Origin of the sequence: Methylocystis sp. ATCC 49242, assembly GCF_000188155.2 — a bacterium.
Taxonomy (GTDB): Bacteria; Pseudomonadota; Alphaproteobacteria; order Rhizobiales; family Beijerinckiaceae; genus Methylocystis.
Map to the genome: position 1 here is coordinate 1,455,859 of NZ_KE124774.1, position 22,111 is coordinate 1,477,969.

Genomic DNA, 22,111 nt, shown 5'->3' on the forward strand with positions numbered 1-22,111 from the left:
TTGATCCGTCATTGACCCGCGACGGCGAATTTCACCGCGTCGAGCAGGGCCGTATGGGATTGGATGAGATTGTCGACCGAAGCCTGGGTCGCACTGAGGATCTGTCCCGGCAGCACGCCGTAATAGATCGTCAGGGCGATGAGCGGGGCGAAGATCGCGATCTCGCGCGGCGTCAGATCGACGATGTCCTTGAGGCTCGCCTTCTCCAGCGCGCCGAAGACGACGCGACGGTAAAGATAAAGCGCATAGGCCGCCGAGAAGATCACGCCGCTGGTGGCGATAAGCGCAACCCAGCTGTTGGCCTTGAAGGCGCCCATGAGCGACAGGAACTCCCCGATGAAGCCCGTCGTACCCGGCAAGCCGACATTGGCCATCGTGAAGAGCATGAACACGAAGGCGTAAATCGGCATCCGGTTCACGAGCCCGCCATAGGCCGCGATCTCGCGGGTGTGCATGCGGTCATAGATCACGCCGACGCAGAGGAAGAGCGCGCCGGACACGAAACCATGCGAAATCATCTGGAACATCGCGCCCTGCACGCCCTGCGGATTGAGCGTGAACAGGCCCATCGTCACATAGCCCATATGGGCGACCGACGAGTAGGCGATGAGCTTCTTGATGTCTTCCTGCACCAGCGCGACGAGCGAGGTGTAGACGATCGCGATGACCGACATCGCATAGACCAGCGGGGCGAAATAGGCCGACGCGTCAGGGAACATCGGCAGCGAGAAACGGATGAAACCGTAGCCGCCCATCTTCAGCAGGATCGCCGCGAGGATGACCGAACCGGCCGTCGGCGCCTCGACGTGAGCGTCCGGCAGCCACGTGTGCACCGGCCACATCGGCATCTTCACCGCGAAAGAGGCGAAGAAGGCGAGCCACAGCCAGGTCTGCATCTCCTTGGGGAAATCGGTCTTCAGCAACACGGTGATGTCGGTCGTGCCGGCCACGCCATACATGGCGAGGATGGCGATCAGCATCAGAAGCGAGCCGGCGAGCGTATAAAGGAAGAATTTGAAGCTCGCATAGACGCGCCGTTTGCCGCCCCAGATGCCGATGATGAGGAACATCGGAATGAGGCCGCCCTCGAAGAAGAGGTAGAACAGCACAAGATCCAGCGCGCAGAAGACGCCGATCATCAGCGTCTCGAGCACAAGGAATGCGATCATATATTCCTTTACGCGCTTCGTGACCGACTCCCAGGAGGCGAGGATCGAAAAGGGCATGATGAAGGTCGTCAGCAGGACGAGCGGCATCGAGAAGCCGTCGACGCCCATCTTGTAGACGAGGCCGCCCTTTCCGGCGCCTTCAGCGCCGAACCAGCTCTTTTCCTCGACGAACTGGAAGGCGGCGCTCGACGCGTCGAAGCCCGACCAGACGTAGAGGGACAAAGCGAAGGTCGCGAGCGTCGTGAGAAAGGTCGCCCAGCGGATGTTGCGAAGGCTCGCCTCGTCGTCGCCCTTCTGCGTCAGAAGGAAGGCGACGCCGACCAGAGGAAGAAAGGTGAGGCCGGAAAGAATGCCGAACCCATACATCAGCGGAGCCCCCCGACGACGAACCAAGTAACAACCGCCGCGACGCCGATGAGCATGGCGAAGGCATAGTTATAGATGTATCCGGTTTGCAGACGCACCGCGAGGCGCGCGCCATCCGCGACGCGCGCGGCGACGCCGTCGGGACCGAGGCCGTCGATGATGGCGCCGTCGCCGCCCTTCCAGAACATGCGGCCGATCGCAAAGGCGGGCTTCACGAAGATGGCGTCATAGAGCTCGTCGAAATACCACTTGTTGAGCAGGAACTGGTAGAGACGCGGGAAAGCGCCCGCAAGCTTCTGCGCGGTTCCGGGCTTGAGCACATAGACATAGAGCGAGACGAGGAAGCCGAGGATCATCATCACGGTCGGCGCGAAACCGGCCCACGCGGGGATCTGGTGCATTTCGTGCAGGATTTCATTGTGCTCGCCCGTGAAAAGCGCGCCTTTCCAGAACTCGCCATATTCGTGACCGGCGAAATAGGGCTCGAACAGGAAGCCCGCGCCAATTGCCCCGAGAGAGAGGACCGCGAGAGGGATCAGCATCACGATCGGCGATTCATGCGGGGCATGATGGCCATGACCATGATCATCATGCGCATGGTCATCGTGATGGGCCCCATGCGCATGCTCGTCGTGCGTCGGTTCGTCATGCGAGTGGTTGTGTGCAATCTCATGCGCCGGGCGGTGACCGAAGAAGGTCATGAACACGAGGCGCCAAGAATAGAAGGAGGTCAAACCCGCGGCGACGACCGTCGACACGAAGCCGATCATTGCGGTCGTGTGGTGTTCGCCGGCGGCGAAGGCTGCCTCGATGATGCCGTCCTTCGAGAAATAGCCCGCCGTGTAGGGGAAGCCTGTCAGCGCCAGAGTGCCGATGGTCATCATGGCGAAGGTGAACGGGATGTCCTTGCGCAGGCCGCCCATGTTCCGCATGTCCTGCTCGTGATGCATCGCGTGGATGACCGAGCCGGCGCCTAGGAACAGCAGCGCCTTGAAGAAGGCGTGGGTGAAGAGGTGGAACACGCCGAGCGAATAGGCGCCGACGCCTTCAGCAACGAACATGTAGCCGAGCTGCGAACAGGTCGAATAGGCGATGACGCGCTTGATGTCATTCTGCACGAGGCCGACGGTCGCGGCGAAGAACGCCGTAACGGCCCCGATCAGCGTCACGAATTCCAGCGCTGCCGGCGCATGTTCGAAGATCGGCGACAGGCGCGCGACCATGAACACGCCCGCCGTCACCATGGTGGCGGCGTGGATGAGCGCAGAAACCGGCGTCGGACCCTCCATCGCGTCGGGAAGCCATGTGTGCAGGAAGAACTGCGCCGACTTGCCCATGGCGCCGATGAACAGCAGGAAGGCCGCAATCGTCAGGGCGTCGACGTCCATGCCGAAGACATGGATCGGCTTGCCCGCAAGACCCGGAACGGCCGCGAAGACCTCATTGAAGCTCAGCGACTGCGTGAGCTGGAAGACGAGGAAGATGCCGAGAGCGAAACCGAAATCGCCGACGCGGTTGACCACGAAGGCCTTAATGGCGGCGGCGCAGGCCGACGGCTTCTCGTACCAGAAGCCGATGAGCAGATAGGACGCCAGACCCACGCCCTCCCAGCCGAAGAACATCTGCACCAGATTGTCGGCGGTCACCAGCATCAACATGGCGAAGGTGAAAAGCGACAGATAGGCGAAGAAGCGCGGACGCGACGGGTCCTCGTGCATGTAGCCGATCGAATAGAGGTGCACGAGGCTCGACACGGTGTTGACGACGACGAGCATCACCGCTGTCAACGTGTCGACGCGCAGCGCCCAGTCGACCTTGAGCGCGCCAACCGTCATCCAGTTGGCGAGGACGGGAGCGCTTGCCTCTTTGTGGCCGAGGGCCACGTCGAAGAACACGACCCAGGACAGCACGGCCGAGACCATGAGCAACCCGGTCGTAACGAGCTCCGACGGGCGCGGTCCGAGCTTGCGCCCGAAGGCGCCTGCAATCAGAAAACCGAGCAGCGGGAGAAAGACGATTGCCTGAATCATCGCGGGATCAGCCCTTCAACGAATTGATGTCTTCGACCGCGATCGTGCCGCGATTGCGATAGAAGGCGACGAGGATCGCAAGGCCAATTGCAGCCTCCGCCGCCGCCACGGTGAGAACGAAGAGCGCGAACACCTGCCCCACAAGATCGCCGAGCGACTGCGAAAAGGCGACGAAGTTGAGGTTCACAGACAGGAGAATCAACTCCACCGACATTAGGATGACGATGATGTTCTTGCGGTTGAGAATGATGCCCGCAACGCCGAGCGTGAACAGGATCGCGGCGACGACGAGGTAGTGAGTGAGGCCGATGGTCATCATGAGACTTCCTCGTTAGACGCCGGTCCGGAACGGGACTTTCTTGATTTCGATGACATTGTCGCGGTTGCGCGCGTTCTGTTCCGCGATCTTCTGGCGCTTCACATTCGGCTTGTGATGCAGCGTCAGCACGATCGCGCCGATCATGGCGGTAAGCAGCACCAGCGCTGAAGCCTGGAAGAAGATCACATACTTCGTATAGAGCACCTGCCCGAGCGCCGCAGTGTTCGAGACATTGGCGACGATAGGCGTGGCGGCCGCCGAGGAGGCCGAAGGCGCGGATTGCCAGCCAATGGCGACCATGCCGAGCTCCGCCAGAACGACGACGCCGACCGCGGCGCCGACAGGCAGATATTTATTGAAGCCCTGCTTCAATTCCGCGAAGTCGACGTCGAGCATCATGACCACGAAGAGGAACAGGACCGCCACTGCGCCGACATAGACCACGATGAGGATCATGGCCAGGAACTCGGCGCCGGCGAGCAGGAACAGACCCGCGCCGTTACAAAAGGCGAGGATGAGAAACAGCACGGAATGCACCGGATTGCGGGCGAAGATCACCACGCAGGCTGACGCGATCATGATCGTCGCGAAGATGTAGAAAAATACAGCCGCCACGGCCTCATCCTCTCATGAAGAGCGCGACCTGCGTCGCGGCTCGCGTTCTCTTTTTACCGGTAGGGCGAGTCCATCGCGATGTTGCGCGCGATCTCACGTTCCCAGCGGGCGCCATTCTCGAGCAGGCGCTCCTTGGTGTAGTAAAGCTCCTCGCGCGTCTCGGTCGCGAATTCCTGGTTCGGGCCCTCGACGATCGCGTCGACGGGGCAGGCCTCCTGGCAATAGCCGCAATAGATGCACTTCACCATGTCGATGTCGTAGCGCGTCGTGCGACGGGTGCCGTCGTTGCGGCGTGGACCCGCTTCGATGGTGATGGCCTGAGCCGGACAGATCGCCTCGCAGAGCTTGCAGGCGATGCAGCGCTCCTCGCCGTTGGGATAGCGGCGCAGCGCATGTTCTCCCCGAAAACGCGGCGAAATCGGGTTCTTTTCATGGGGATAATTGATGGTCGCCTTCGGCTTGAAGAAGTAGCGCATGGAGAGCCAGAAGGCTCCGACGAACTCCGACAGGAACAGCGACTTGGCGGCTTGGTCTAGTCTCATGACGGGCCTCAGCTCGCGACCGCGCCGGGGCCGAACTGCAGCACCGCGGCGACAATAATGACCATGACGAGCGAAATCGGCAGGAACACTTTCCAGCCCAGACGCATAAGCTGATCGTACCGATAACGCGGCACGAACGCCTTCACCATGGCGAAGAAGAAGAAGAAGAAGCTGACCTTCAGGATGAACCAGATGACTCCCGGCACCCAGGTGAAGGGGGCGATATTCGCCGGCGGCAGCCAGCCGCCGAAGAACAGGATGGTCAGCAGGGCGCACATGGTCACGATCGCCACATATTCGGCGAGCATGAACAGCACGTAAGGCGTCGCCGAATATTCGATCATGAAGCCGGCGACGAGTTCGGATTCCGCCTCGACGAGGTCGAAGGGAGGACGGTTCGTCTCGGCCAGCGCCGAAACGAAAAAGATGACGAACATCGGGAACAGGCGCAGCCAGTACCAGCCGGCCATGCCGTATGGCGTGTCCTGCGCGCGAACGATTTCGGTCAGATTCAGCGAACCGGCGCAGAGCAGCACGGTGATGATGACGAAGCCGATCGAGACTTCGTACGACACCATCTGCGCGGCGGAGCGCAGGGCGGACAGGAAGGGATATTTCGAGTTCGACGCCCAGCCGCCCATGATGACGCCGTAAACGCCGAGCGACGAAAGCGCGAAAATATAGAGGATGCCGACATTGATGTCGCCGACGACCCAGCCGCCGTCTGACACCGGCACCACCGCCCAGGCGGCGATCGACAGCGTCGCCATGATGAATGGCGCGAACAGGAAGATGCCCTTGTTCGCGGTGTCCGGGATCACCGGCTCCTTGAGGGCGAATTTGATGAAGTCGGCGAAGCTTTGAAGCAGACCCCACGGGCCGACGACATTCGGGCCGCGACGCAACTGCACCGCCGCCCAGATCTTGCGGTCAGCGAGAATGACGTAGGCCACATAGATCAGCAGAACCACCGCGATCAGCACGCTCTTGATGAGCGCGAGCAGAACGGGGCTTTCCGCGAGATAGGCGGTAATTGCGTTCAGCCACTCGGTCACGTCTTCGCTCCTATTCCGCCGCCTGCTTCAGCCGGCCTTGCGCGAGAGCCGAGCATTCCGCCATGACCGCCGAGGCGCGCGCGATCGGATTGGTGAGGTAGAAATCTTCGATGGCCGGGACGAAAGCGTCCTTCATCGCGACCGCCGGATGAATGGCGAGCTTGCCGATATCGGCCGCGTCGCCCGCCGCGATCTGATCGATGCGCGCGAAATGCGGATGGACCTCGACGAGCTTTTTGCGCAAAGCCGCAAGCGAGTCGAAGGGCAGCGCCTGCCCGAGCGCGCCGGAAAGTGCGCGCAGGACGGCCCAGTCCTCGCGGGCCTCGCCTGGCGGGAAGACGACGCGTGAGGCAAGCTGCACGCGGCCTTCCGTGTTCACATAGATGCCCGACTTTTCCGTGTAGGCCGCGCCGGGCAAGATCACGTCGGCGCGATGCGCGCCGCGGTCGCCATGCGTGCCGATATAGACGACGAAGGCGCCCGGCTCGATCGCCAGTTCATCGGCGCCCAGGTTGAAAATGAGGTCGAGAGCGCCCGCTTTGGCCATCGCCTGCGCGTCCATGCCGCCCGCCGCCGGCGTGAAGCCGAGATCAAGCGCGCCGACGCGCGACGCCGCCGTGTGGAGGACGCTGAAGCCGTTCCAGCCGTCGCCGACCCCGCCGAACTTCTGCGCGGCCTGCGCGGCGAGCGCGAGAATTGCGTCGCCATCCGGGCGTGCGAGCGCGCCCTGCCCCACGATCACGAGCAATCTGCCCGCCGGCTTGCCTTCCTGAATGAACCGCAGAAGCGAATCCGCGCCCGCGCCGAGATAGTCGTAGTCGTAAGTGAGATCGGCCTTTTCGCCGACCACCGAAATCTTGAAGTCGCCCCTGAGCCAGCGCTTGCGGATTCGCGCGTTGAGAACGGGCGACTCCTTTCGCGGGTTGGACCCGACGATCAGCAGCGCGTCGGCGTCGTCGATACCGGCGACGGTGGCGTTGAACAAATAGGACGCGCGCCCGAATTTCGGATCGAGCTTGGCGCCATCCTGACGGCAATCGATATTCGGCGTTCCCAGCTGCTGCATGAGCAGCCTGAGCGCGAAAATCTCCTCGACCGCCGCGAGGTCGCCGACGATCGCGCCCGTACGCGCGGGCGCCGTCGCCTTGCGCTTGGCGGCGATGGCCTCGAAGGCCTCCTGCCATGTCGCGGGACGCAGACGACCATTCTCGCGCACATAGGGGCGATCCAGACGCTGGGTCTTGAGACCATCGACGATCTGACGCGTCTTGTCGGAAATCCACTCCTCATTCACCGCGTCGTTCACTCGCGGCAGGATGCGGATGACTTCGCGGCCGCGGGAGTCGACGCGGATGGCCGAACCCAGGGCGTCCATGACGTCGATGGTTTCGGTCTTCTGATATTCCCACGGACGCGCGCGGAAATTCTGCGGCTTGGGCAGCAGCGCGCCGACCGGGCAAAGGTCCGCGACATTGCCCTGGAGCTCCGAGGTCATCGCGCTTTCGAGATAGGTCGTGATTTCCATATCCTCGCCGCGGCCGATGGCGCCCATGTCGCCCGTGCCCGCGACTTCCGCAGTGAAGCGGACGCAGCGCGTGCAATGAATGCAGCGCGTCATCTCGGTCTTGACCAGCGGGCCGATATATTTGTCTTCGACCGCGCGCTTGTTTTCGCTGTAGCGCGAGCTGTCGCCGCCGAATGCGAGCGCCTGATCCTGCAGGTCGCATTCGCCGCCCTGATCGCAGATGGGGCAATCGAGCGGATGGTTGACGAGCAGGAACTCCATAACGCCTTCGCGGGCCTTCTTCACCATCGGCGATTTGGTGAGAACTTCTGGCGGCGCGCCGTTCGGACCCGGACGCAAATCCTTCACCGACATTGCGCAGGAGGCCTGCGGCTTGGGCGGTCCGCCCTTCACCTCGACGAGGCACATGCGGCAATTGCCCGCGATCGACAGGCGCTCATGGTAGCAGAAGCGCGGCACCTCAGCGCCCGCCTCCTCGCACGCCTGCAGAAGCGTGAACTCTCCCGGCACGTCAACTTCGACGCCATCGACGAGAATCTTGGTCACTTCGCTCTCTCCGAAGTCTCGACGCGCTTGTTCATGATCACTCCGCCGCCTCGCGCACCGGCTCCGGGTGCGGGTTGGCCGTATATTGATCGATTCGCTGTTCGATCACGTCGCGGAAATGGGTGATGAGGCCCTGAATCGGCCACGCCGCCGCGTCGCCGAGCGCGCAGATGGTGTGGCCCTCGATCTGCTTCGACACGTCGAACAACATGTCGATTTCCTTCTTGTTCGCGCGGCCTTCGACCATGCGCTGCACGACGCGATACATCCAGCCGGTGCCTTCTCGGCAGGGCGTGCACTGGCCGCAGCTCTCGTGCTTGTAGAAATAGGCGAGGCGCGCGATGGCGCGGATGATGTCAGTGGACTTGTCCATGACGATCACCGCCGCCGTGCCGAGGCCCGAGCCGAGCTTTACAAGGCTGTCGAAATCCATCGGGCAGTCGATGATCTGATGCGCCGGAACGCAGCGCACCGACGAACCGCCGGGAATGACCGCGAGAAGATTGTCCCAGCCGCCGCGAACGCCGCCGCAATGGGTGTCGATCAGTTCGCGGAAGGAGATCGACATCGCCTCCTCGACGTTGCACGGCCGGTTGACATGGCCGGAGATCGAGAAAAGCTTGGTGCCGGTGTTGTTGGGCTTGCCGATGCCGGCGAACCAGTTCGGGCCGCGACGCAGGATCGTCGGAACCACGGCAATCGACTCGACGTTGTTGACGGTCGTCGGACAGCCATAAAGGCCGACATTCGCGGGGAACGGCGGCTTCAGGCGCGGCATGCCCTTCTTGCCTTCGAGGCTCTCGATCAGGGCCGTCTCTTCGCCGCAGATATAGGCGCCGGCGCCGTGATGGACATACAGATCGAAGGGATAGCCGTGGACGTTGTTCTTGCCGATTAGATTGGCCGCATAGGCTTCATCGACGGCGCGCTGCAACGCCTCACGCTCGGCGATGAACTCGCCGCGAACGTAGATGTAACAGGCGTGCGCGCCCATGGCGAAGGAGGCGACCAGCGCGCCCTCGACCAGCGTATGCGGGTCGTTGCGCATGATCTCGCGGTCCTTGCACGTGCCGGGCTCGGACTCGTCGGCGTTGATGACGAGATAATGCGGACGCCTGGGATCGACGTCCTTCGGCATGAAGGACCATTTGAGGCCTGTCGAGAAACCTGCGCCGCCGCGGCCGCGAAGGCCCGAGGCTTTCACTTCCTCGATGATCTTGTCGCGGCCCTTGGCGAGAAGCGCCTTCGTATTGTCCCACTGGCCGCGCTTGCGCGCACCGGCGAGCGAGCGATCCCCGAGGCCGTAAAGATTCGTGAAGATGCGATCTGAGTCGGAGAGCATGATGGTTCCGTTCCCTCCGCTTACTTCTGGCCGTAGAGCGAGGTGAGGCTCGTGAGCCCGCCCTCGGGCTCCGATGAAACGCGGCCCTTCTGCGAGCCGGTCTTCACCGGACGGCCGGCGGCGAGATCGTCGAGAAGCTTCTCGAAATTCTCGGCGGTCAGGTCTTCGTAATAGTCGTCGTTGATCTGCACCATCGGCGCGTTGCAGCAGGCGCCGAGACATTCGACCTCGAGCCAGGAGAACATGCCGTCAGCCGTCACCTTGCGCTGCGGGCCGACGCGACGCTCCAGCACCTTGATGAGATCGTCGGAGCCGCACAGCATGCAGGGCGTCGTGCCGCAAAGCTGGATGTAATACTTCCCCACCGGTTCGAGATTGAACATGGTGTAGAAGGTCGCGACCTCGAGGACGCGGATCTTCGGCATGCCGAGCGTCTCTGCGACCTTCTCGATCGCCTTCTGCGGCAGCCAGTAATTGTTTTGCTTCTGCGCCTGCCACAGGGCTGGCACGACCGCGGAGGCCTGTCGGCCATCGGGATATTTGGCGATCTGCTTTTCGAGCCACGCCTTGTTTTCGGCTGTGAACTCGAAGCTCCCTGGCTGGTTCTCGGCGAGACGACGGACGGACATTAGCGATCGACCTCCCCGAAGACGATATCGAGCGAACCAAGGATCGCCGAGACGTCGGCGAGCATGTGGCCCTTGCACAGGAAATCCATGGCCGACAGATGCACGAAGCCCGGCGCGCGGATCTTGCAGCGATATGGCTTGTCGCCGCCGTCGGATACGAGATAGACGCCGAATTCGCCCTTCGGCGCCTCGACCGCCGCATAGACTTCGCCGGCCGGGACGTGGAAGCCCTCGGTGAAGAGCTTGAAGTGATGGATGAGCGCTTCCATCGAGCGCTTCATCTCCTGACGCGACGGCTGCGTGATCTTGTGGTTCGGCGTCAGCACCGGGCCGCGGCCGTCAGCGCGCATCAGCTTTTCGACGCACTGCTTCATGATGTACGTCGACTGGCGCATCTCCTCCATGCGGATCACGGCGCGGTCGTAGCAGTCGCCATGTTTTCCGACGGGGATGTCGAACTCCATTTCCTCGTAGCACTCATAGGGCTGCGCCTTTCGCAGATCCCAGGCCGCGCCGGAGCCGCGCACCATCACGCCGGAGAAACCCCATTTCCAGGCGTCCTCGAGCGAAATCACGCCGATGTCGACGTTTCGCTGCTTGAAGATCCGGTTCCCGATGAAGAGTTCATCGAGATCGTCGACGACTTTCAGGAACGGGTCGCAGAAGGCGCCGATGTCCTCGACAAGCTGGTCGGGCAGATCGCGCGCCACGCCGCCGGGACGGAAATAATTGGCGTGCATGCGGGCGCCGCAGGCGCGCTCGTAAAACACCATAAGCTTTTCGCGCTCTTCGTAACCCCACAGCGGCGGGGTGAGCGCGCCGACGTCCATCGCCTGCGAGGTGACATTCAGGAGATGCGACAGCAGGCGGCCGATTTCGGCGTAGAGCACGCGGATGAGCTGACCGCGGCGCGGAACCTCCACATCGAGCAGGCGCTCGATCGCGAGACAGAAGGCGTGCTCCTGATTCATCGGCGCGCAATAGTCGAGCCGGTCGAAGTAAGGCACGTTCTGCAGATAGGTGCGCGACTCCATCAGCTTCTCGGTGCCGCGATGCAGGAAGCCGACATGCGGATCGACGCGCTCGACGACTTCGCCGTCGAGTTCGAGAATAAGGCGCAAAACGCCATGCGCCGCAGGATGCTGCGGACCGAAGTTGATGTTGAAGTTGCGTTGACCCTGCGGGGCCGCGGGCTGTTCAGTCATCGTTGAGGCGCTCACTTGCTCGCCTTCTCGTCGCCGGGAAGGTCGTATTGGACGGCCTCCCACGGCGAGAGGAAATCAAAGTTGCGATATTCCTGCGTCAGTCGCACAGGCTCATAGACCACGCGCTTCTGCTCGTCGTCGTAGCGCACCTCGACGAAACCGGTCATCGGGAAATCCTTGCGCAGCGGATGCCCGTCGAAGCCATAGTCGGTCATGATGCGGCGCAGATCCGGATGGCCAGAGAAAATGACGCCGAAGAGATCATATGTCTCGCGCTCGTACCAGTCGGCTCCCGGAAAGAGCGGGACAAGCGAAGCCACCGGAGTCTCCTCCGAGGCCGGCGTCTTGATGCGGATGCGGCGGTTGTGCTTCGGCGACTGAAGATGCGCGACGACCTCGAAGCGCTCCTCGCGCTCGGGATAATCCGCCGCCGTCACGTCGATCACGTTGACGAACAGACATTCGGCGTCATCGCGCAGAAAGGTCGCGACATCGAGCCAGCGATCGCGCGCCACGGTGAGCGTGAGTTCGCCATAGGCGACGTTCACATTCGTCACCGCGCCGGGAAGAGCGTCGCTGATCCGCGCGCCCAGCGCCTCGAATTCCCCAACCATTGCCAGTCCCTTCGCAAGAAGCTTTTTGCTTCGCGTCAATTTTCCCTCGCGTTTCCCGCCCGCGACGCGAGCGGAGAACGCGCTAGCGCTCGATCGTCCCCGTGCGCCGGATCTTCTTCTGCAACAGCAGCATGCCGTAGACGAGCGCCTCGGCCGACGGCGGACAGCCCGGCACATAGACGTCGACCGGGATGATGCGGTCGCACCCGCGCACCACGGAATAGGAATAATGGTAGTAGCCGCCGCCATTGGCGCAGGAGCCCATGGAGATGACGTAGCGGGGCTCCGGCATCTGGTCATAGACCTTGCGCAGCGCCGGCGCCATCTTGTTGGTCAGCGTGCCGGCGATGATGATGCAGTCCGACTGGCGCGGCGAGGCGCGCGGCGCGAAGCCGAAGCGCTCGAGATCGTAACGGGGCATAGCCGCCTGAATCATCTCGACCGCACAGCAGGCGAGGCCGAATGTCATCCACATGAGCGACCCGGTGCGCGCCCAGTTGATGACGTCGTCCGTCGCGGTGACGAAGAAGCCCTTGTCGGCCAGCTCTTCGTTGATCTGAAGAAAGAAAGGGTCGTCCGATCCCACCGGCTTGCCGGTGCGCGGATCGATGAGGCCCTTGGGCTGCGGGGCGACGAGCGCGCCGCCCTGATTGGTGATCAATCCCATTCCAGCGCTCCCTTGCGCCACTCGTAGACGAAGCCGACGGTCAGCACGCCGAGGAAAACCATCATCGACCAGAAGCCGAAGGCTCCAGCCTCCTTAAATGCGACGGCCCAGGGAAAGAGGAAGGCCACTTCCAGATCGAACACGATGAATAGCAGCGACACGAGATAGAATCGCACGTCGAATTTCATGCGCGAATCATTGAACGGATTGAAGCCGCACTCATAGGCCGAGAGCTTCTCGGGGTCCGGCGCCTTGAAGGCGAACAGGAAGGGCGCGACGAGCAGGGCGCCAGCGATGATCGCGGAGAGCGCGATGAAGATCACCAGCGGCAGATATTGTTCGAGCAGCATCGGCATGGGTCGTGTCCGGTCGATTGCAGCGGGGCGAAGGCCGCATTCGCGGGAGCCATTTCCTTGGAAAGGCTCCAAGCCGCGCGTTCCGTAACAAAGCCCCTTGTGCAAAGCAAGAGACAAGCGCGCGATGTCCCGCCTTATGAGCGAAATCGTCGCAGTGGCGCTTAACAGGGCGCCGCGCCGCCCTATTTGTTGACGGTTTCGGAAAGGAAGGCCGCCGCGCGCATCTCCACTAAGCGCGCCTCGCGCCGGGCGAGCGCCTCGGCGTCGGCGCCCCAGGCGCGCATCTGGAAGTCCTCGTCCACATGGGCTGCGGCCCAGGCGTCGTCTACTTTCAACTCGCCCAACGCCGTGGCGATTCCCACCATCAGCGAGCCGGTCAGCGTCGTCATGACATGCAGGGAGGACAGCCGGAACGGCGCCGAGGGCCCCTCGCCGACATATCCCCGCACCGCGGCGGCGATCGCGGCCAGCGCCGCCTCGCTCTGGGCCGCGAACATCACCCCTTCCGCCAGCGACAGCCTCGCCCCGAGCCTGTCGCGCGCGAAGGCGAGGAGCGGGTCCCAGGCCGCCGATTGCGCGGCGACAAGGCTCTCGGGCTCGCCTGCGCGGTAGCAGATCAGGTCGGAGCCTGCGTATTTGACGAGCTCCGACTCAACCTCGGCCATTTGCCGGGCGACGCCGTCGATTGTGGAATTAACGAGCTTCGTCAGAGGCATGGTGGCGGGGTTGATCGTCTCCCCCTGCTCCGCCCATTCGGCGGCCATGGCTTCGGCGAGCTCCCGCGGCGGGACGACGACGCGCCGCCTCGCCGGCGTGTTGACGGGGCGGCCGTCGAGAAGGACGCTGTAGCCGCCTTCGGCCTCCCCGACGGAGACCGTCTTGTAAAATCGCCTGGGGCCCGACGCGCCCGCCGAATCGCGTTGGGCGCTGACATAGGCGCGCTCGGCCGCCTCAACGAAGAACTGCGAAGCGAGGTCGCTCTCCTCGCGGGGCTTTTTTGGTTCGTCGCTCATTTTTCCGCTTCTCGTCGATAACGACGGGACCGTCAAGGAATCCGCCGTTGAAGCCAAAAAACTGATTTTCCTCTATCTGCGCTTGCGGCACGGTGTTGCCCCCATCTGCGGCGCTCCGGGCATGAAAGTTCAAAATATGGATGAGAATCAGAAGCCGAAGCAGACGGACGACGCGAGAAGCCCGGCATGGACGACAGCGCATCCGCTTGATTTTTACGTTACCGAACCCGAAAGATTTCGTGAGCTTTACCGCGGTCGCTTCGCCGATCTGTTCTTCGCCAATGAAGATCGCGTCGCTCACAAGTGGCTGCATTATTTCGCCATTTACGACCAGTTGCTGCAACCCTTCGTGGGAACGGCGGTGAGAATGCTGGAAATCGGCGTGAACAAGGGCGGTTCGCTTGCCCTGTGGCGACGCTTTTTCGGCGAAAAAGCCGTCATATTCGGCGTCGACGTCAATCCAGAATGCGCGGCGCTCGACAGCGCCGACGCCGCCGTGAGAATCGGCTCGCAGGACGACGCGACCTTTCTGGAGAAGGTCGTTGCGGAAATGGGCGGGATCGACGTCGTGCTCGACGACGGTTCGCATGTCGCGACCCATCAGCGCGCCAGCTACAACATATTGTTTCCATTGCTTAACGAGGGCGGGCTTTATCTTATCGAAGATATGTGCACGGCCTATTGGCCGCCATATCAGGGCGGGCTCGGAAGGCCCGGGACGGCCATCGAGTTCCTGAAGGAAAAAGTCGACGAGATGCACAGGCACTACCTGGCGCCCGGTCTTAATACGCCCGAACATATGACGGACATCGAAAGCGTGCAGTTCTTCGACTCGATCGCGGCTGTCCGCAAGCGCCGGCAGCTTCCCCGCCATCATCTTATGGTCCCGCCGGCGGCGAAACAGGGCGCGTGAGGCTTACGCGTCCGGCGCGTCCTCGATCGGGTCGTATTGCTTCACGTCGAAGCCGAACAGCTCCCAGCTCTTTTGCATGTGAGGCGGCAGCGGCGCGGTGACGTCCAGCGTCCCGCCCCTGGGATGCGGCAGAACGAGTCGCCGGGCGAGAAGGTGAAGCTTGCGCTCCAACCCGTCGGGCATGGCCCTTAGGGGGTCGCGGCGGCGCACGTCATCCTCGGGCCGGCGCCCATATTTCGGGTCGCCGAAGATCGGATGGCCGATCGCCTCGGCGTGGGCGCGCAGCTGGTGGGTGCGGCCGGTGAGCGGCTTCATCGACAGCCAGGCGCAGCGCGGCGCGACCTTGTCGACGATTGCGTAATAGGTCAGCGAATGCTGGGCGTCGGCTTCGCCATGCTTGGCGACCCGCATTTTTTCGAGGTCGCGGCCTCCGCCCCGGGCCTTCTCCATCCCGGCGCCCTTGGCGAGATAGAGCGACACCCTGCCCTGTGCGGGCTTGGGCACGCCTTCGACGAGCGCCCAATATATCTTTTTTGCCTGCCGGGAGCGGAAGATTTCGCCGAGGTCGGCCGCCATGCGCCGGGTCTTGGCGACCAGCAGCACGCCTGATGTGTCGCGGTCGAGGCGATGGACCAGCACGGGGCGCGAATCGCCCCTGGCGAGCGACTCCAGCATGCCGTCGACATGGCGCTTTTGGCCCGAGCCGCCCTGCGTCGCCAGCCCCCAGGGTTTGTTGAGGACCAGCACGTCCTTGTCCTCGAAGAGCGTCATGGCCTTGAGCGCCTGCGCGTCCTCGGGCGAGGCGCGTTTCACCGCCGGCGCCTCGGGCGCCTCTATCCTGAGCGGCGGCACGCGAACCTTCTGGCCTTCTTCGAGCCGCGTCGAGGTCTCCACGCGCTTGCCGTCGACGCGGACCTCGCCTTTCCGGCAAATCTTCGCGAGATGGGACAGCGCGAGAGTCGGATATCGCCGCTTGAACCAGCGGTCGACGCGCATCCCCGCCTCGTCCTCCGTGACGGTCGTAGTGGAGACGCCGCTTTTGGCCTCGGGCGCGCTCATCGGCCGCCTCGCGGTTGCGGAAAGGGGAGAAGAAACGGCATTTCGGCCTTATGAACCAAAGCCCGCCCCTTTGTCGATGGCCCCCGTTACGGCTTCGATTGCGAGCGCTGCGGCGGCGGGGCATGTTGAGGCGCGCGCCCCGAAGCGCCGCCCGATCAAGCGTTCGTCATCCGGAGTAAAGTGAGGCCCTGTGCGAAAAGTTTTCGCAGCCCTTGCGGCTCTCGTCGCCGGATATGCCTCCGGCGCCTTTGTCGGCGCTGTCCTGGTCGAAATCTTTTCCGGCAACCGGCATGACAAAAGCCTCGAGGCCGTCATGACCGCCGCTTTCGTGACCGGCCCCCTGGGCGCCTTCACAGGGCTGCTCGCCGCGATCTTCTGGCGCGGGTCGAATTCCTGAACAGGGAGTAAGCATGTCAAACTACTACGGCCCCGCCCATCGCGAGCTTCAGGACGCCTTCGACTCGCGCCGCCTCGCCGATCTCATGGAGGGCGGGGTGATGCACGCCGAATTCGCCCCCCACGAAGTCGAGTTCCTGCAGTCGCGGGACATGTTTTTCCTCGCCAGCGTCGATACGGCGGGCCGGCCCACCGTCTCATACAAGGGCGGCGCGCCGGGCTTCGTGCGGGTGACCGGGCCGAAGTCGCTCGTCTTTCCGTGGTTCGACGGCAACGGCATGTTCTACTCCGCCGGCAACATCGCGGAAAACGGGAAGGTCGGGCTGCTGTTCATCGACTTCGCGACGCCGAACCGCCTGCGCGTTCAGGGCGAGGCGAAAATCCTGCGGAGTCCGGACTCCGCATCGCAATATCCCGGCGCGCAGTTTCTGATCGAGGTGCAGGTCGAGTCGATCTGGGTCAATTGCCCGCGCTACATCCATCCGCATCGGAAACTTTCCGACTCCAAATACATCCCCGACGCGACCGGCGCTTCCCCGCTGCCCGGGTGGAAGCGGCTCGACATCGCGCAGGAGGCGCTCCGCCCGGAGGACCGGGCGCGGGTCGGAGAGGCTGGCGGGGTGGTCGACATGGACGCCTACGCCGGAATGGTGCAGCGAGGGGAAGGCTGAAACGCGCCTCCTTCAGCGGAGCCGCGCTCGGGGCCGAGTTCCAGACTGAGCCTGATCGGACACGGCTGACGCATAGCCTTTGCCGCCGCCGCTCCGGACTGAAATTCGATGCGTCCGAAGTCTAGTAGGGAGCGGTCGGCGTGCACTCAGGTGGTGCGCATCGTGGCTTGTAGGCATAGGGGATCATTGCGCCGACAAATAGCGCAACACCCAGAACAATGATTGCAATTTTATAGTTCATGGCGACGTCCTGTGCTTCGTTTATTCTCCGGCCGCCCGCTGCGCCATTGGTGCTGATGGAGACATGATTTCGGGGACCGTGGAGTTCTGGCCACATTTCAACCAAGGAAAGGACCTCGCGTCCGTGACAATGTCGCTCAACGAAATCCAAAATCGGACCAGCGCGGAACGATAACGTCGCGCGGACCGGCCATGCTTCCCGTTTCACCGTGAAGAAGCCGTCGGCGGTTCCTTGTCCGCCCGGCGACAGCCGCTTGGAAGGCGCCCCCGCCTCCGTTAAACTTCCCAATATCCATCCCGCGAGGCCAAAGATGAGCGACCGTCCCAGCGAAGCCGCCCTGTTCGACCGGGCCAATCTGGACGCGCGCATCACCTTCGTGTCCGCCAGCTTTCTCCTCGCCTATGGCTTTGCCGCGCTGCTCGACCGGGTCGGCGCGCCGGAGCGTTTCGTCGGGGCGGCACCGCCCTGGTTCACGATCGTCGCGCTGGCTGCGCTGGGCTTCCTGCTCCATTCCATGCGCGTCTCGGTCTATTACGCGGCGGGACGCGCGGTCCCGGCGGCCTATTCCGGCTTCGCCAATGCGGCGATCGTCATCGCCATGGTCACGCCCTTTGCGACGCGTCTTGCCGGCCGATCCTGGACGCTCGGCGTCGTGGGCGGCGTTTTTCTCGGCCTTGCGACGGCCGCCTTTTATCTCGGCCCGCTCCTGCGCAAGACCGGGGCCTTCTCCATCTCCGGCCTTCTCGCGGCGCGTTTTCCGAGCGCGGCGCCAAGGTTCGGAGTCATCGCCGCGGTGGCGCTTTCCTCCGGCCTGCTCGCCATCGCGGGCGGGCTGATCGCGGTAGACGCACTCGTGGACCTCACCGGCGCGGGCCGGACCTTCGCGGCCTTCGCCATCGCCGCGGCGACGCTCGTCATCGCGGGGCCCGGCGGCCTCGCCGGCGCCATATGGACCGCGGCCGCGGCGGGGGGCGTCGCGCTTTTCGGCCTCGGCTTGCCGCTCTTTGCGCTCGGCGTCCGGGGGGAACTCCCCGTGAACATTCTCGGCGGCGGGCCGGGCTGGCGGGAGGCGGCCGAGCTTCTTTCCGCCTGGCGGATCGTGCCCGCGCCGATGAATCTCCTCATTGAAATCGGCGCCACCATCGCCGTCGCGCTCGGCGTCGCGACGCTCGCCCCCACCCTCGCGCCCGCCGTCACGACGAACGACCTCGCCGCGGCCCGCCGCTCCGGGTTTGCGACGTTCGGCTGGAGCATTTTCTTCGCGCTGATGGTCGGGGGCGCCGTCGCCGCCTCGGCCATCGAATTCGCCGGCGCGACGGCCGGCCAGCCGCCCGAGCGATTGCCGCCGCCGGTTTACGCCGCCAGCAAGCGCGGCCTTGTCGAGATCTGCGGAGCCACTGTCCGCAATCCTTCCGAGGCGCAGCGCGCCTGTGTCGCGCAAGGCCTCGCGCCGGGCGCGCCGCTGAACGCCGCCGACGTCCGCCCGATGGAGGGCGTCTATTTGCTCGGCGCGCTGCCCGGCGCGTCCGGGCTGGGCGCGGCGGCCGCCGGCCTGCTCGCCTCGGGGCTGATCGCATTGGGACTGGCGCTCGCCGCCACGGGGCTCCAAACCTGCGCCACAGCGGTCGGGCATGACGCGCTCTATCGCCTGCGCGGAGAGATCGACCTCACGAGCCGGCGGCTCGCCATTACAAGGCTGGTTCTGATCGTCGTTTCGGCCTTGGGATATGTGGTCGGCGCGACGCATATCGTCTCGCCGAGCGTATTGGTTTCGCTCGCGCTGTCGATTTCGGCCGCATGTGTAGCTCCCGCCGTGGCCATGGCCTTCTGGCCCCGCGCCGGCGACCGCGAGGCGCTCGTGGCGCTGATCGGCGGCGTGATTGGCCTCGTTGCGGCGCTCGCGGCGGCCGCTGCGGCGCGGCGCGTGGAAATCTATGCGCTCGCGGCGCTCGCCGGCGCGACGCTGGGCCTCGCCATGGGCGTTGTTTCCGGCCTGTCCACCGAGCCCGAAAAGCCCGGAGCCCGGGAGTTCATCAGGCGCGTCCTGCGCGGCGACGGACAGGTCATGGCGCCGGACAAGGGCGCCTGACAGGCCTCAGCGATCTGTATTCACGAAACTTTCTCCCGGCGTAACCTTGCCGAAAACCAGAGGCTTGTCCCTGCCGCAGTCGAAGCTTCGCGCATGTTTGTCGGCGATCTCGCGCGCGAGTTCATTGGCGTCGGGGTTCGCGACCGCATCGACATAGCCGACATGGCACACCGGCCCCGGCAGCAGGCGGGTGACGACCAGGACTCTGCCGCTCACTTTCAGGCTTTCCCGATCAGGGATGGTCTTCACGTTCCAGCGCATGATCGCCGCGAAGGGCTTGCCGCCGCGCTTGTCCAGCCGCCATTCGATCGCGCCCTTGTAAAAGTCGTTGAAGGGCGCGAGCGTCTGCTCTGCGGCGGGCTCATCCTTCGCCTTTCGGCCAAAACTCACGAACATGCGCTGGTCCCCGGCGGCGAGCCATATGGGCGCGCCGGCATAGCCTTTGCAGCGCCACTCGCCATAATCCTCGACGACATTGCCGGGGGAGCGCCGACAGTCGCGGCGCACGTCGATCTTCGTGTAGGCGGAAGTCGCGCCCTGCGCCAGAGCCGCAAATGGCGCGAGAAACATAAAGCCGGTCATCAGCGAGCTGCTACTCAAAACTGTTCTCACGGATAGTCACCCTGTCTTGGCCGGACGCCCGATCAGGCGTCCGGCGACAACATTGGGGACGTCTTTCGTCGTGGTCTTTGCGATGGATCACATCGCGGGCGGCGTCAGCCTCGTTTTCTCGGCAGCAGGTGAATGACGCGAGCAAGACGCCGCTCGGTGAGGAAGGCGAGGCTGAACAACTGCAGAAGATTGTCCGCTTCGATCAGTTCGAGGCCGATGGACTTCGGGACGATCTCCTTCCGCGTGCCGAAGAGAATGTCCCATATAGCGAGGACGATGCCGTAATTGCTGTCATGCTCGCTACGCAGCGTCGAGTGATGGGCGCGGTGCAGGGACGGCGTAATGATGAAGTAGGACAGCCATTTTTCTCCGGGAATCGTAATGTTCGCGTGGTGGAACAGCACAAAGAACATGCGCGCTATTTCGCATACGACCACCACATGCGCCTCGACGCCGATGGCCACCGCACACACGCATTTCACGATCACTTCCAGCAGCTGGTCGAAAACGTGAAAACGCAGGCCCGTCGTGACGTGGAAGCTCTTGTCGCTGTGGTGAATCTTGTGGAACAGCCATAGCGACTCATATTTGTGGCCGAGCAGATGCCATACGTAGACGACGAAATCGAAAAGAACGAAGCTCAAGACCCATTTCAGCGGGCCATCCGACATGCCGCCCAGCAAACCGAAGTGCGAATATCTCCCGGCCACAAGCAGCAGGCTCGACACTGACAGGGCGTTCATGATGATATTGTTCACAATGAACGCCGACGCATTGGTCGAAAACGATGCCTTCAGCCCCGCCCCTGCGTGCTTGACGTAGGGACGCTTCTTTTCCAGCACGAGCAGCGACGCGAACAGACAAAACACAGCTAGCAGCAGGATGTTTTCGATCTGGGGCAAAGTGCTCATTGTCAACCTCGCCATTTCGTTTCCGGATCAGTGGACCCGACCCCGCCTTTAGAACCTGTAAGCAAGACTTGGCGAAAGCTGCTTTCCGATCAACCGGGCCAAGCGGTCATTTCTCGCCAATGTACGGACACTCCCGGACGAGCGGCGAATTGGTCCTTGCCGATGGGGGCATGACGCTTAACGTGAGAATTGTTCGATCAATTTTTGCGATAGAGGGACGTTGCATGCTGGGACTGTCCTTGAAGGTGGGAAAACCCGCGGCTGTGCGCGGAGCGGCCACCGCCGTCATCTCGCGTTCGATCGACTCGGCATATGGTTTCGTCGTGCGAGACTTCTTCCTCAATTACCAGCGCTGGTGTCCGCAGGTCATCGAACTGGATCCGAGCGGCAAGGCGCCGGTTTATCCGGGCGTGAAAGCCCGGCAAGTCACGCTCGAAAGGGGCATAAGGAGCGAATCCACGTTCGAAATCGTCGACGTTGAAGAGCCCCGCCGCCTGACCCTGGAAGGGCGGTCCGAGCCATTCCGCTCCTCCTATCAATTCGACGCGACGCCGACAGAGGACACCAGGGTGACGTTCGAGTTCGAGATGTGTGATCTCGAGCTTTCAATGAGGCCTTTCGCCAAACTCATCCGCGCTACGCTGCAGGATGGAGCCGAGCAGACAGTGGAAAACCTCAAGCGCATTCTTGAAGGCGAGTCGCAAGCTGCGGACGCAACATGACGATCCTTGCGAGGCGAAGATCGGAAAAGGCAACGGAGGAAACATGTTTGTCGTTCAAAAAGACAACGGGATCATCCCGGCGATCCTGACCCAGATTCTGGACTCCTGCGTCAACGGCGCCACGCTCGCGGATCCCGATATGGAGGATGCGCCCATCGTTTACGCCAACAAGGCTTTCGAGGACATGACCGGCTACTCGCAGGAGGAGATCATCGGCAGGAATTGCCGCTTTCTGCAAGGACAGGACAGCGATCAGGAGGGAATCGGGATCTTGCGCGAAGCGCTCTCGAAACACGAGAAGGTCGAAGTGACGCTCAGAAATTACAAGAAGAATGGGGAGTTGTTTTTCAATAAACTTAATATAACGCCACTACTCGATAACAAAGGAAATGTGATATATTATCTTGGCGTTCAGTATGACGTGACCGAGTTGGTCCGGGCGGAAGAAGAGATCAACCGGCTGGGTAGCCGCCTGAAGGTGCTGGAAGAGGCTTGAGCAGACCA

23 protein-coding genes are annotated in these 22,111 nt (G+C 63.0%); 6 read left to right on the top strand and 17 right to left on the bottom strand.

Going from position 1 to position 22,111, the window contains the following annotated elements; all coding sequences use genetic code 11:
- Nucleotides 1-8: 8 nt before the first annotated feature.
- The 14 genes from MET49242_RS09150 to MET49242_RS09215 form a co-directional block, all read right to left on the bottom strand.
- Complete coding sequence (locus tag MET49242_RS09150; protein WP_036282479.1) at nucleotides 9-1,535, bottom strand: NADH-quinone oxidoreductase subunit M; 1,527 nt, start codon at nucleotides 1,533-1,535, stop codon at nucleotides 9-11.
- Nucleotides 1,535-3,565, bottom strand: coding sequence for an NADH-quinone oxidoreductase subunit L (gene nuoL, locus MET49242_RS09155; protein WP_036282480.1), 2,031 nt, complete (start codon nucleotides 3,563-3,565; stop codon nucleotides 1,535-1,537). The genes MET49242_RS09150 and nuoL overlap by 1 nt, the downstream gene beginning before the upstream one ends.
- 7 nt (nucleotides 3,566-3,572) lie before the next feature.
- Nucleotides 3,573-3,881, bottom strand: coding sequence for an NADH-quinone oxidoreductase subunit NuoK (gene nuoK, locus MET49242_RS09160; RefSeq protein ID WP_036287502.1), 309 nt, complete (start codon nucleotides 3,879-3,881; stop codon nucleotides 3,573-3,575).
- 15 nt (nucleotides 3,882-3,896) lie between these two features.
- Nucleotides 3,897-4,499, bottom strand: coding sequence for an NADH-quinone oxidoreductase subunit J (locus MET49242_RS09165; RefSeq protein ID WP_036282482.1), 603 nt, complete (start codon nucleotides 4,497-4,499; stop codon nucleotides 3,897-3,899).
- Nucleotides 4,500-4,552: 53 nt separating this feature from the next.
- Nucleotides 4,553-5,041: an NADH-quinone oxidoreductase subunit NuoI gene (gene nuoI, locus MET49242_RS09170; protein WP_036282484.1), complete on the bottom strand. Its 489-nt coding sequence runs from the start codon at nucleotides 5,039-5,041 to the stop codon at nucleotides 4,553-4,555.
- Nucleotides 5,042-5,049: 8 nt separating this feature from the next.
- Nucleotides 5,050-6,084, bottom strand: a complete 1,035-nt coding sequence (gene nuoH, locus MET49242_RS09175; RefSeq protein WP_051134493.1) for an NADH-quinone oxidoreductase subunit NuoH — start codon at nucleotides 6,082-6,084, stop codon at nucleotides 5,050-5,052.
- 22 nt (nucleotides 6,085-6,106) lie between these two features.
- Entirely contained in the window at nucleotides 6,107-8,167 is a 2,061-nt protein-coding gene (gene nuoG / locus MET49242_RS09180) for an NADH-quinone oxidoreductase subunit NuoG (RefSeq protein WP_036282486.1), read from the bottom strand.
- Between the two features lie 37 nt (nucleotides 8,168-8,204).
- Complete coding sequence (nuoF, locus tag MET49242_RS09185) at nucleotides 8,205-9,509, bottom strand: NADH-quinone oxidoreductase subunit NuoF (RefSeq protein WP_036282488.1); 1,305 nt, start codon at nucleotides 9,507-9,509, stop codon at nucleotides 8,205-8,207.
- A 20-nt stretch (nucleotides 9,510-9,529) separates the two neighbouring features.
- On the bottom strand, nucleotides 9,530-10,138 hold the full coding sequence (gene nuoE, locus MET49242_RS09190; protein ID WP_036282490.1) for an NADH-quinone oxidoreductase subunit NuoE: 609 nt from the start codon (nucleotides 10,136-10,138) through the stop codon (nucleotides 9,530-9,532).
- Complete coding sequence (locus MET49242_RS09195; RefSeq protein WP_036282492.1) at nucleotides 10,138-11,343, bottom strand: NADH-quinone oxidoreductase subunit D; 1,206 nt, start codon at nucleotides 11,341-11,343, stop codon at nucleotides 10,138-10,140. Before MET49242_RS09195 ends, nuoE begins: the two co-directional genes overlap by 1 nt.
- Nucleotides 11,344-11,354: 11 nt before the next feature.
- On the bottom strand, nucleotides 11,355-11,957 hold the full coding sequence (locus tag MET49242_RS09200; RefSeq protein ID WP_036282494.1) for an NADH-quinone oxidoreductase subunit C: 603 nt from the start codon (nucleotides 11,955-11,957) through the stop codon (nucleotides 11,355-11,357).
- A gap of 82 nt (nucleotides 11,958-12,039) precedes the next feature.
- The gene (locus MET49242_RS09205; RefSeq protein WP_036282496.1) at nucleotides 12,040-12,624 is read right to left on the bottom strand and encodes an NADH-quinone oxidoreductase subunit B family protein; all 585 of its coding nucleotides are present in this window, start codon (nucleotides 12,622-12,624) and stop codon (nucleotides 12,040-12,042) included.
- Nucleotides 12,615-12,980 (bottom strand): NADH-quinone oxidoreductase subunit A, encoded by a 366-nt coding sequence (locus tag MET49242_RS09210; RefSeq protein ID WP_036282498.1) that lies wholly within the window; start codon nucleotides 12,978-12,980, stop codon nucleotides 12,615-12,617. The genes MET49242_RS09205 and MET49242_RS09210 overlap by 10 nt, the downstream gene beginning before the upstream one ends.
- 182 nt (nucleotides 12,981-13,162) lie before the next feature.
- The gene (locus MET49242_RS09215; RefSeq protein WP_036282500.1) at nucleotides 13,163-13,993 is read right to left on the bottom strand and encodes an ATP12 family chaperone protein; all 831 of its coding nucleotides are present in this window, start codon (nucleotides 13,991-13,993) and stop codon (nucleotides 13,163-13,165) included.
- A gap of 121 nt (nucleotides 13,994-14,114) precedes the next feature.
- Here MET49242_RS09215 and MET49242_RS23300 point away from each other — a divergent pair, with 121 nt between their 5' ends.
- Nucleotides 14,115-14,906 (top strand): class I SAM-dependent methyltransferase, encoded by a 792-nt coding sequence (locus MET49242_RS23300; protein WP_051134096.1) that lies wholly within the window; start codon nucleotides 14,115-14,117, stop codon nucleotides 14,904-14,906.
- A 3-nt stretch (nucleotides 14,907-14,909) separates the two neighbouring features.
- Here the strand turns inward: MET49242_RS23300 and MET49242_RS09225 are convergent, their stop codons facing one another.
- Nucleotides 14,910-15,965 (bottom strand): RluA family pseudouridine synthase, encoded by a 1,056-nt coding sequence (locus tag MET49242_RS09225; protein ID WP_036282502.1) that lies wholly within the window; start codon nucleotides 15,963-15,965, stop codon nucleotides 14,910-14,912.
- A gap of 190 nt (nucleotides 15,966-16,155) precedes the next feature.
- Between MET49242_RS09225 and MET49242_RS09230 the strand changes: the two genes are divergently transcribed.
- From MET49242_RS09230 to MET49242_RS09240, 3 genes are all read left to right on the top strand, one after another.
- The gene (locus MET49242_RS09230) at nucleotides 16,156-16,362 is read left to right on the top strand and encodes a hypothetical protein (protein WP_036282504.1); all 207 of its coding nucleotides are present in this window, start codon (nucleotides 16,156-16,158) and stop codon (nucleotides 16,360-16,362) included.
- A gap of 13 nt (nucleotides 16,363-16,375) precedes the next feature.
- Complete coding sequence (locus tag MET49242_RS09235) at nucleotides 16,376-17,032, top strand: pyridoxamine 5'-phosphate oxidase family protein (protein WP_036282506.1); 657 nt, start codon at nucleotides 16,376-16,378, stop codon at nucleotides 17,030-17,032.
- 551 nt (nucleotides 17,033-17,583) lie between these two features.
- Complete coding sequence (locus MET49242_RS09240) at nucleotides 17,584-19,362, top strand: sodium:solute symporter (protein ID WP_036282508.1); 1,779 nt, start codon at nucleotides 17,584-17,586, stop codon at nucleotides 19,360-19,362.
- A gap of 6 nt (nucleotides 19,363-19,368) precedes the next feature.
- Here MET49242_RS09240 and MET49242_RS09245 read toward each other — a convergent pair whose 3' ends face one another.
- The gene (locus MET49242_RS09245; protein WP_036282510.1) at nucleotides 19,369-19,944 is read right to left on the bottom strand and encodes a hypothetical protein; all 576 of its coding nucleotides are present in this window, start codon (nucleotides 19,942-19,944) and stop codon (nucleotides 19,369-19,371) included.
- A gap of 134 nt (nucleotides 19,945-20,078) precedes the next feature.
- The gene (locus tag MET49242_RS09250; RefSeq protein WP_036282512.1) at nucleotides 20,079-20,885 is read right to left on the bottom strand and encodes a sterol desaturase family protein; all 807 of its coding nucleotides are present in this window, start codon (nucleotides 20,883-20,885) and stop codon (nucleotides 20,079-20,081) included.
- 224 nt (nucleotides 20,886-21,109) lie between these two features.
- On the opposite strand from MET49242_RS09250, the gene MET49242_RS09255 reads away from it, so the two are divergent.
- Together MET49242_RS09255 and MET49242_RS09260 are read left to right on the top strand one after the other, a co-directional pair.
- On the top strand, nucleotides 21,110-21,607 hold the full coding sequence (locus MET49242_RS09255) for an SRPBCC family protein (protein WP_036282514.1): 498 nt from the start codon (nucleotides 21,110-21,112) through the stop codon (nucleotides 21,605-21,607).
- Nucleotides 21,573-22,103 carry a PAS domain-containing protein gene (locus MET49242_RS09260; protein WP_244430771.1) on the top strand — a complete coding sequence of 177 codons (531 nt, stop codon included), beginning with the start codon at nucleotides 21,573-21,575 and terminating at the stop codon, nucleotides 22,101-22,103. Before MET49242_RS09255 ends, MET49242_RS09260 begins: the two co-directional genes overlap by 35 nt.
- Nucleotides 22,104-22,111: the final 8 nt, after the last annotated feature.

Coding starts and splice junctions, on each gene's coding strand:
- MET49242_RS09210 (WP_036282498.1), bottom strand. CDS start 12,980: ATGCCGATGCTGCTCGAACAATATCTGCCGCTGGTGATCTTCATCGCG.
- nuoF (WP_036282488.1), bottom strand. CDS start 9,509: ATGCTCTCCGACTCAGATCGCATCTTCACGAATCTTTACGGCCTCGGG.
- nuoE (WP_036282490.1), bottom strand. CDS start 10,138: ATGTCCGTCCGTCGTCTCGCCGAGAACCAGCCAGGGAGCTTCGAGTTC.
- MET49242_RS09200 (WP_036282494.1), bottom strand. CDS start 11,957: ATGGTTGGGGAATTCGAGGCGCTGGGCGCGCGGATCAGCGACGCTCTT.
- MET49242_RS23300 (WP_051134096.1), top strand. CDS start 14,115: ATGAAAGTTCAAAATATGGATGAGAATCAGAAGCCGAAGCAGACGGAC.
- nuoL (WP_036282480.1), bottom strand. CDS start 3,565: ATGATTCAGGCAATCGTCTTTCTCCCGCTGCTCGGTTTTCTGATTGCA.
- MET49242_RS09240 (WP_036282508.1), top strand. CDS start 17,584: ATGAGCGACCGTCCCAGCGAAGCCGCCCTGTTCGACCGGGCCAATCTG.
- MET49242_RS09215 (WP_036282500.1), bottom strand. CDS start 13,993: ATGAGCGACGAACCAAAAAAGCCCCGCGAGGAGAGCGACCTCGCTTCG.
- MET49242_RS09195 (WP_036282492.1), bottom strand. CDS start 11,343: ATGACTGAACAGCCCGCGGCCCCGCAGGGTCAACGCAACTTCAACATC.
- MET49242_RS09150 (WP_036282479.1), bottom strand. CDS start 1,535: ATGTATGGGTTCGGCATTCTTTCCGGCCTCACCTTTCTTCCTCTGGTC.
- MET49242_RS09225 (WP_036282502.1), bottom strand. CDS start 15,965: ATGAGCGCGCCCGAGGCCAAAAGCGGCGTCTCCACTACGACCGTCACG.
- MET49242_RS09205 (WP_036282496.1), bottom strand. CDS start 12,624: ATGGGATTGATCACCAATCAGGGCGGCGCGCTCGTCGCCCCGCAGCCC.
- MET49242_RS09250 (WP_036282512.1), bottom strand. CDS start 20,885: ATGAGCACTTTGCCCCAGATCGAAAACATCCTGCTGCTAGCTGTGTTT.
- nuoI (WP_036282484.1), bottom strand. CDS start 5,041: ATGAGACTAGACCAAGCCGCCAAGTCGCTGTTCCTGTCGGAGTTCGTC.
- MET49242_RS09255 (WP_036282514.1), top strand. CDS start 21,110: ATGCTGGGACTGTCCTTGAAGGTGGGAAAACCCGCGGCTGTGCGCGGA.
- MET49242_RS09245 (WP_036282510.1), bottom strand. CDS start 19,944: ATGACCGGCTTTATGTTTCTCGCGCCATTTGCGGCTCTGGCGCAGGGC.
- MET49242_RS09235 (WP_036282506.1), top strand. CDS start 16,376: ATGTCAAACTACTACGGCCCCGCCCATCGCGAGCTTCAGGACGCCTTC.
- nuoK (WP_036287502.1), bottom strand. CDS start 3,881: ATGACCATCGGCCTCACTCACTACCTCGTCGTCGCCGCGATCCTGTTC.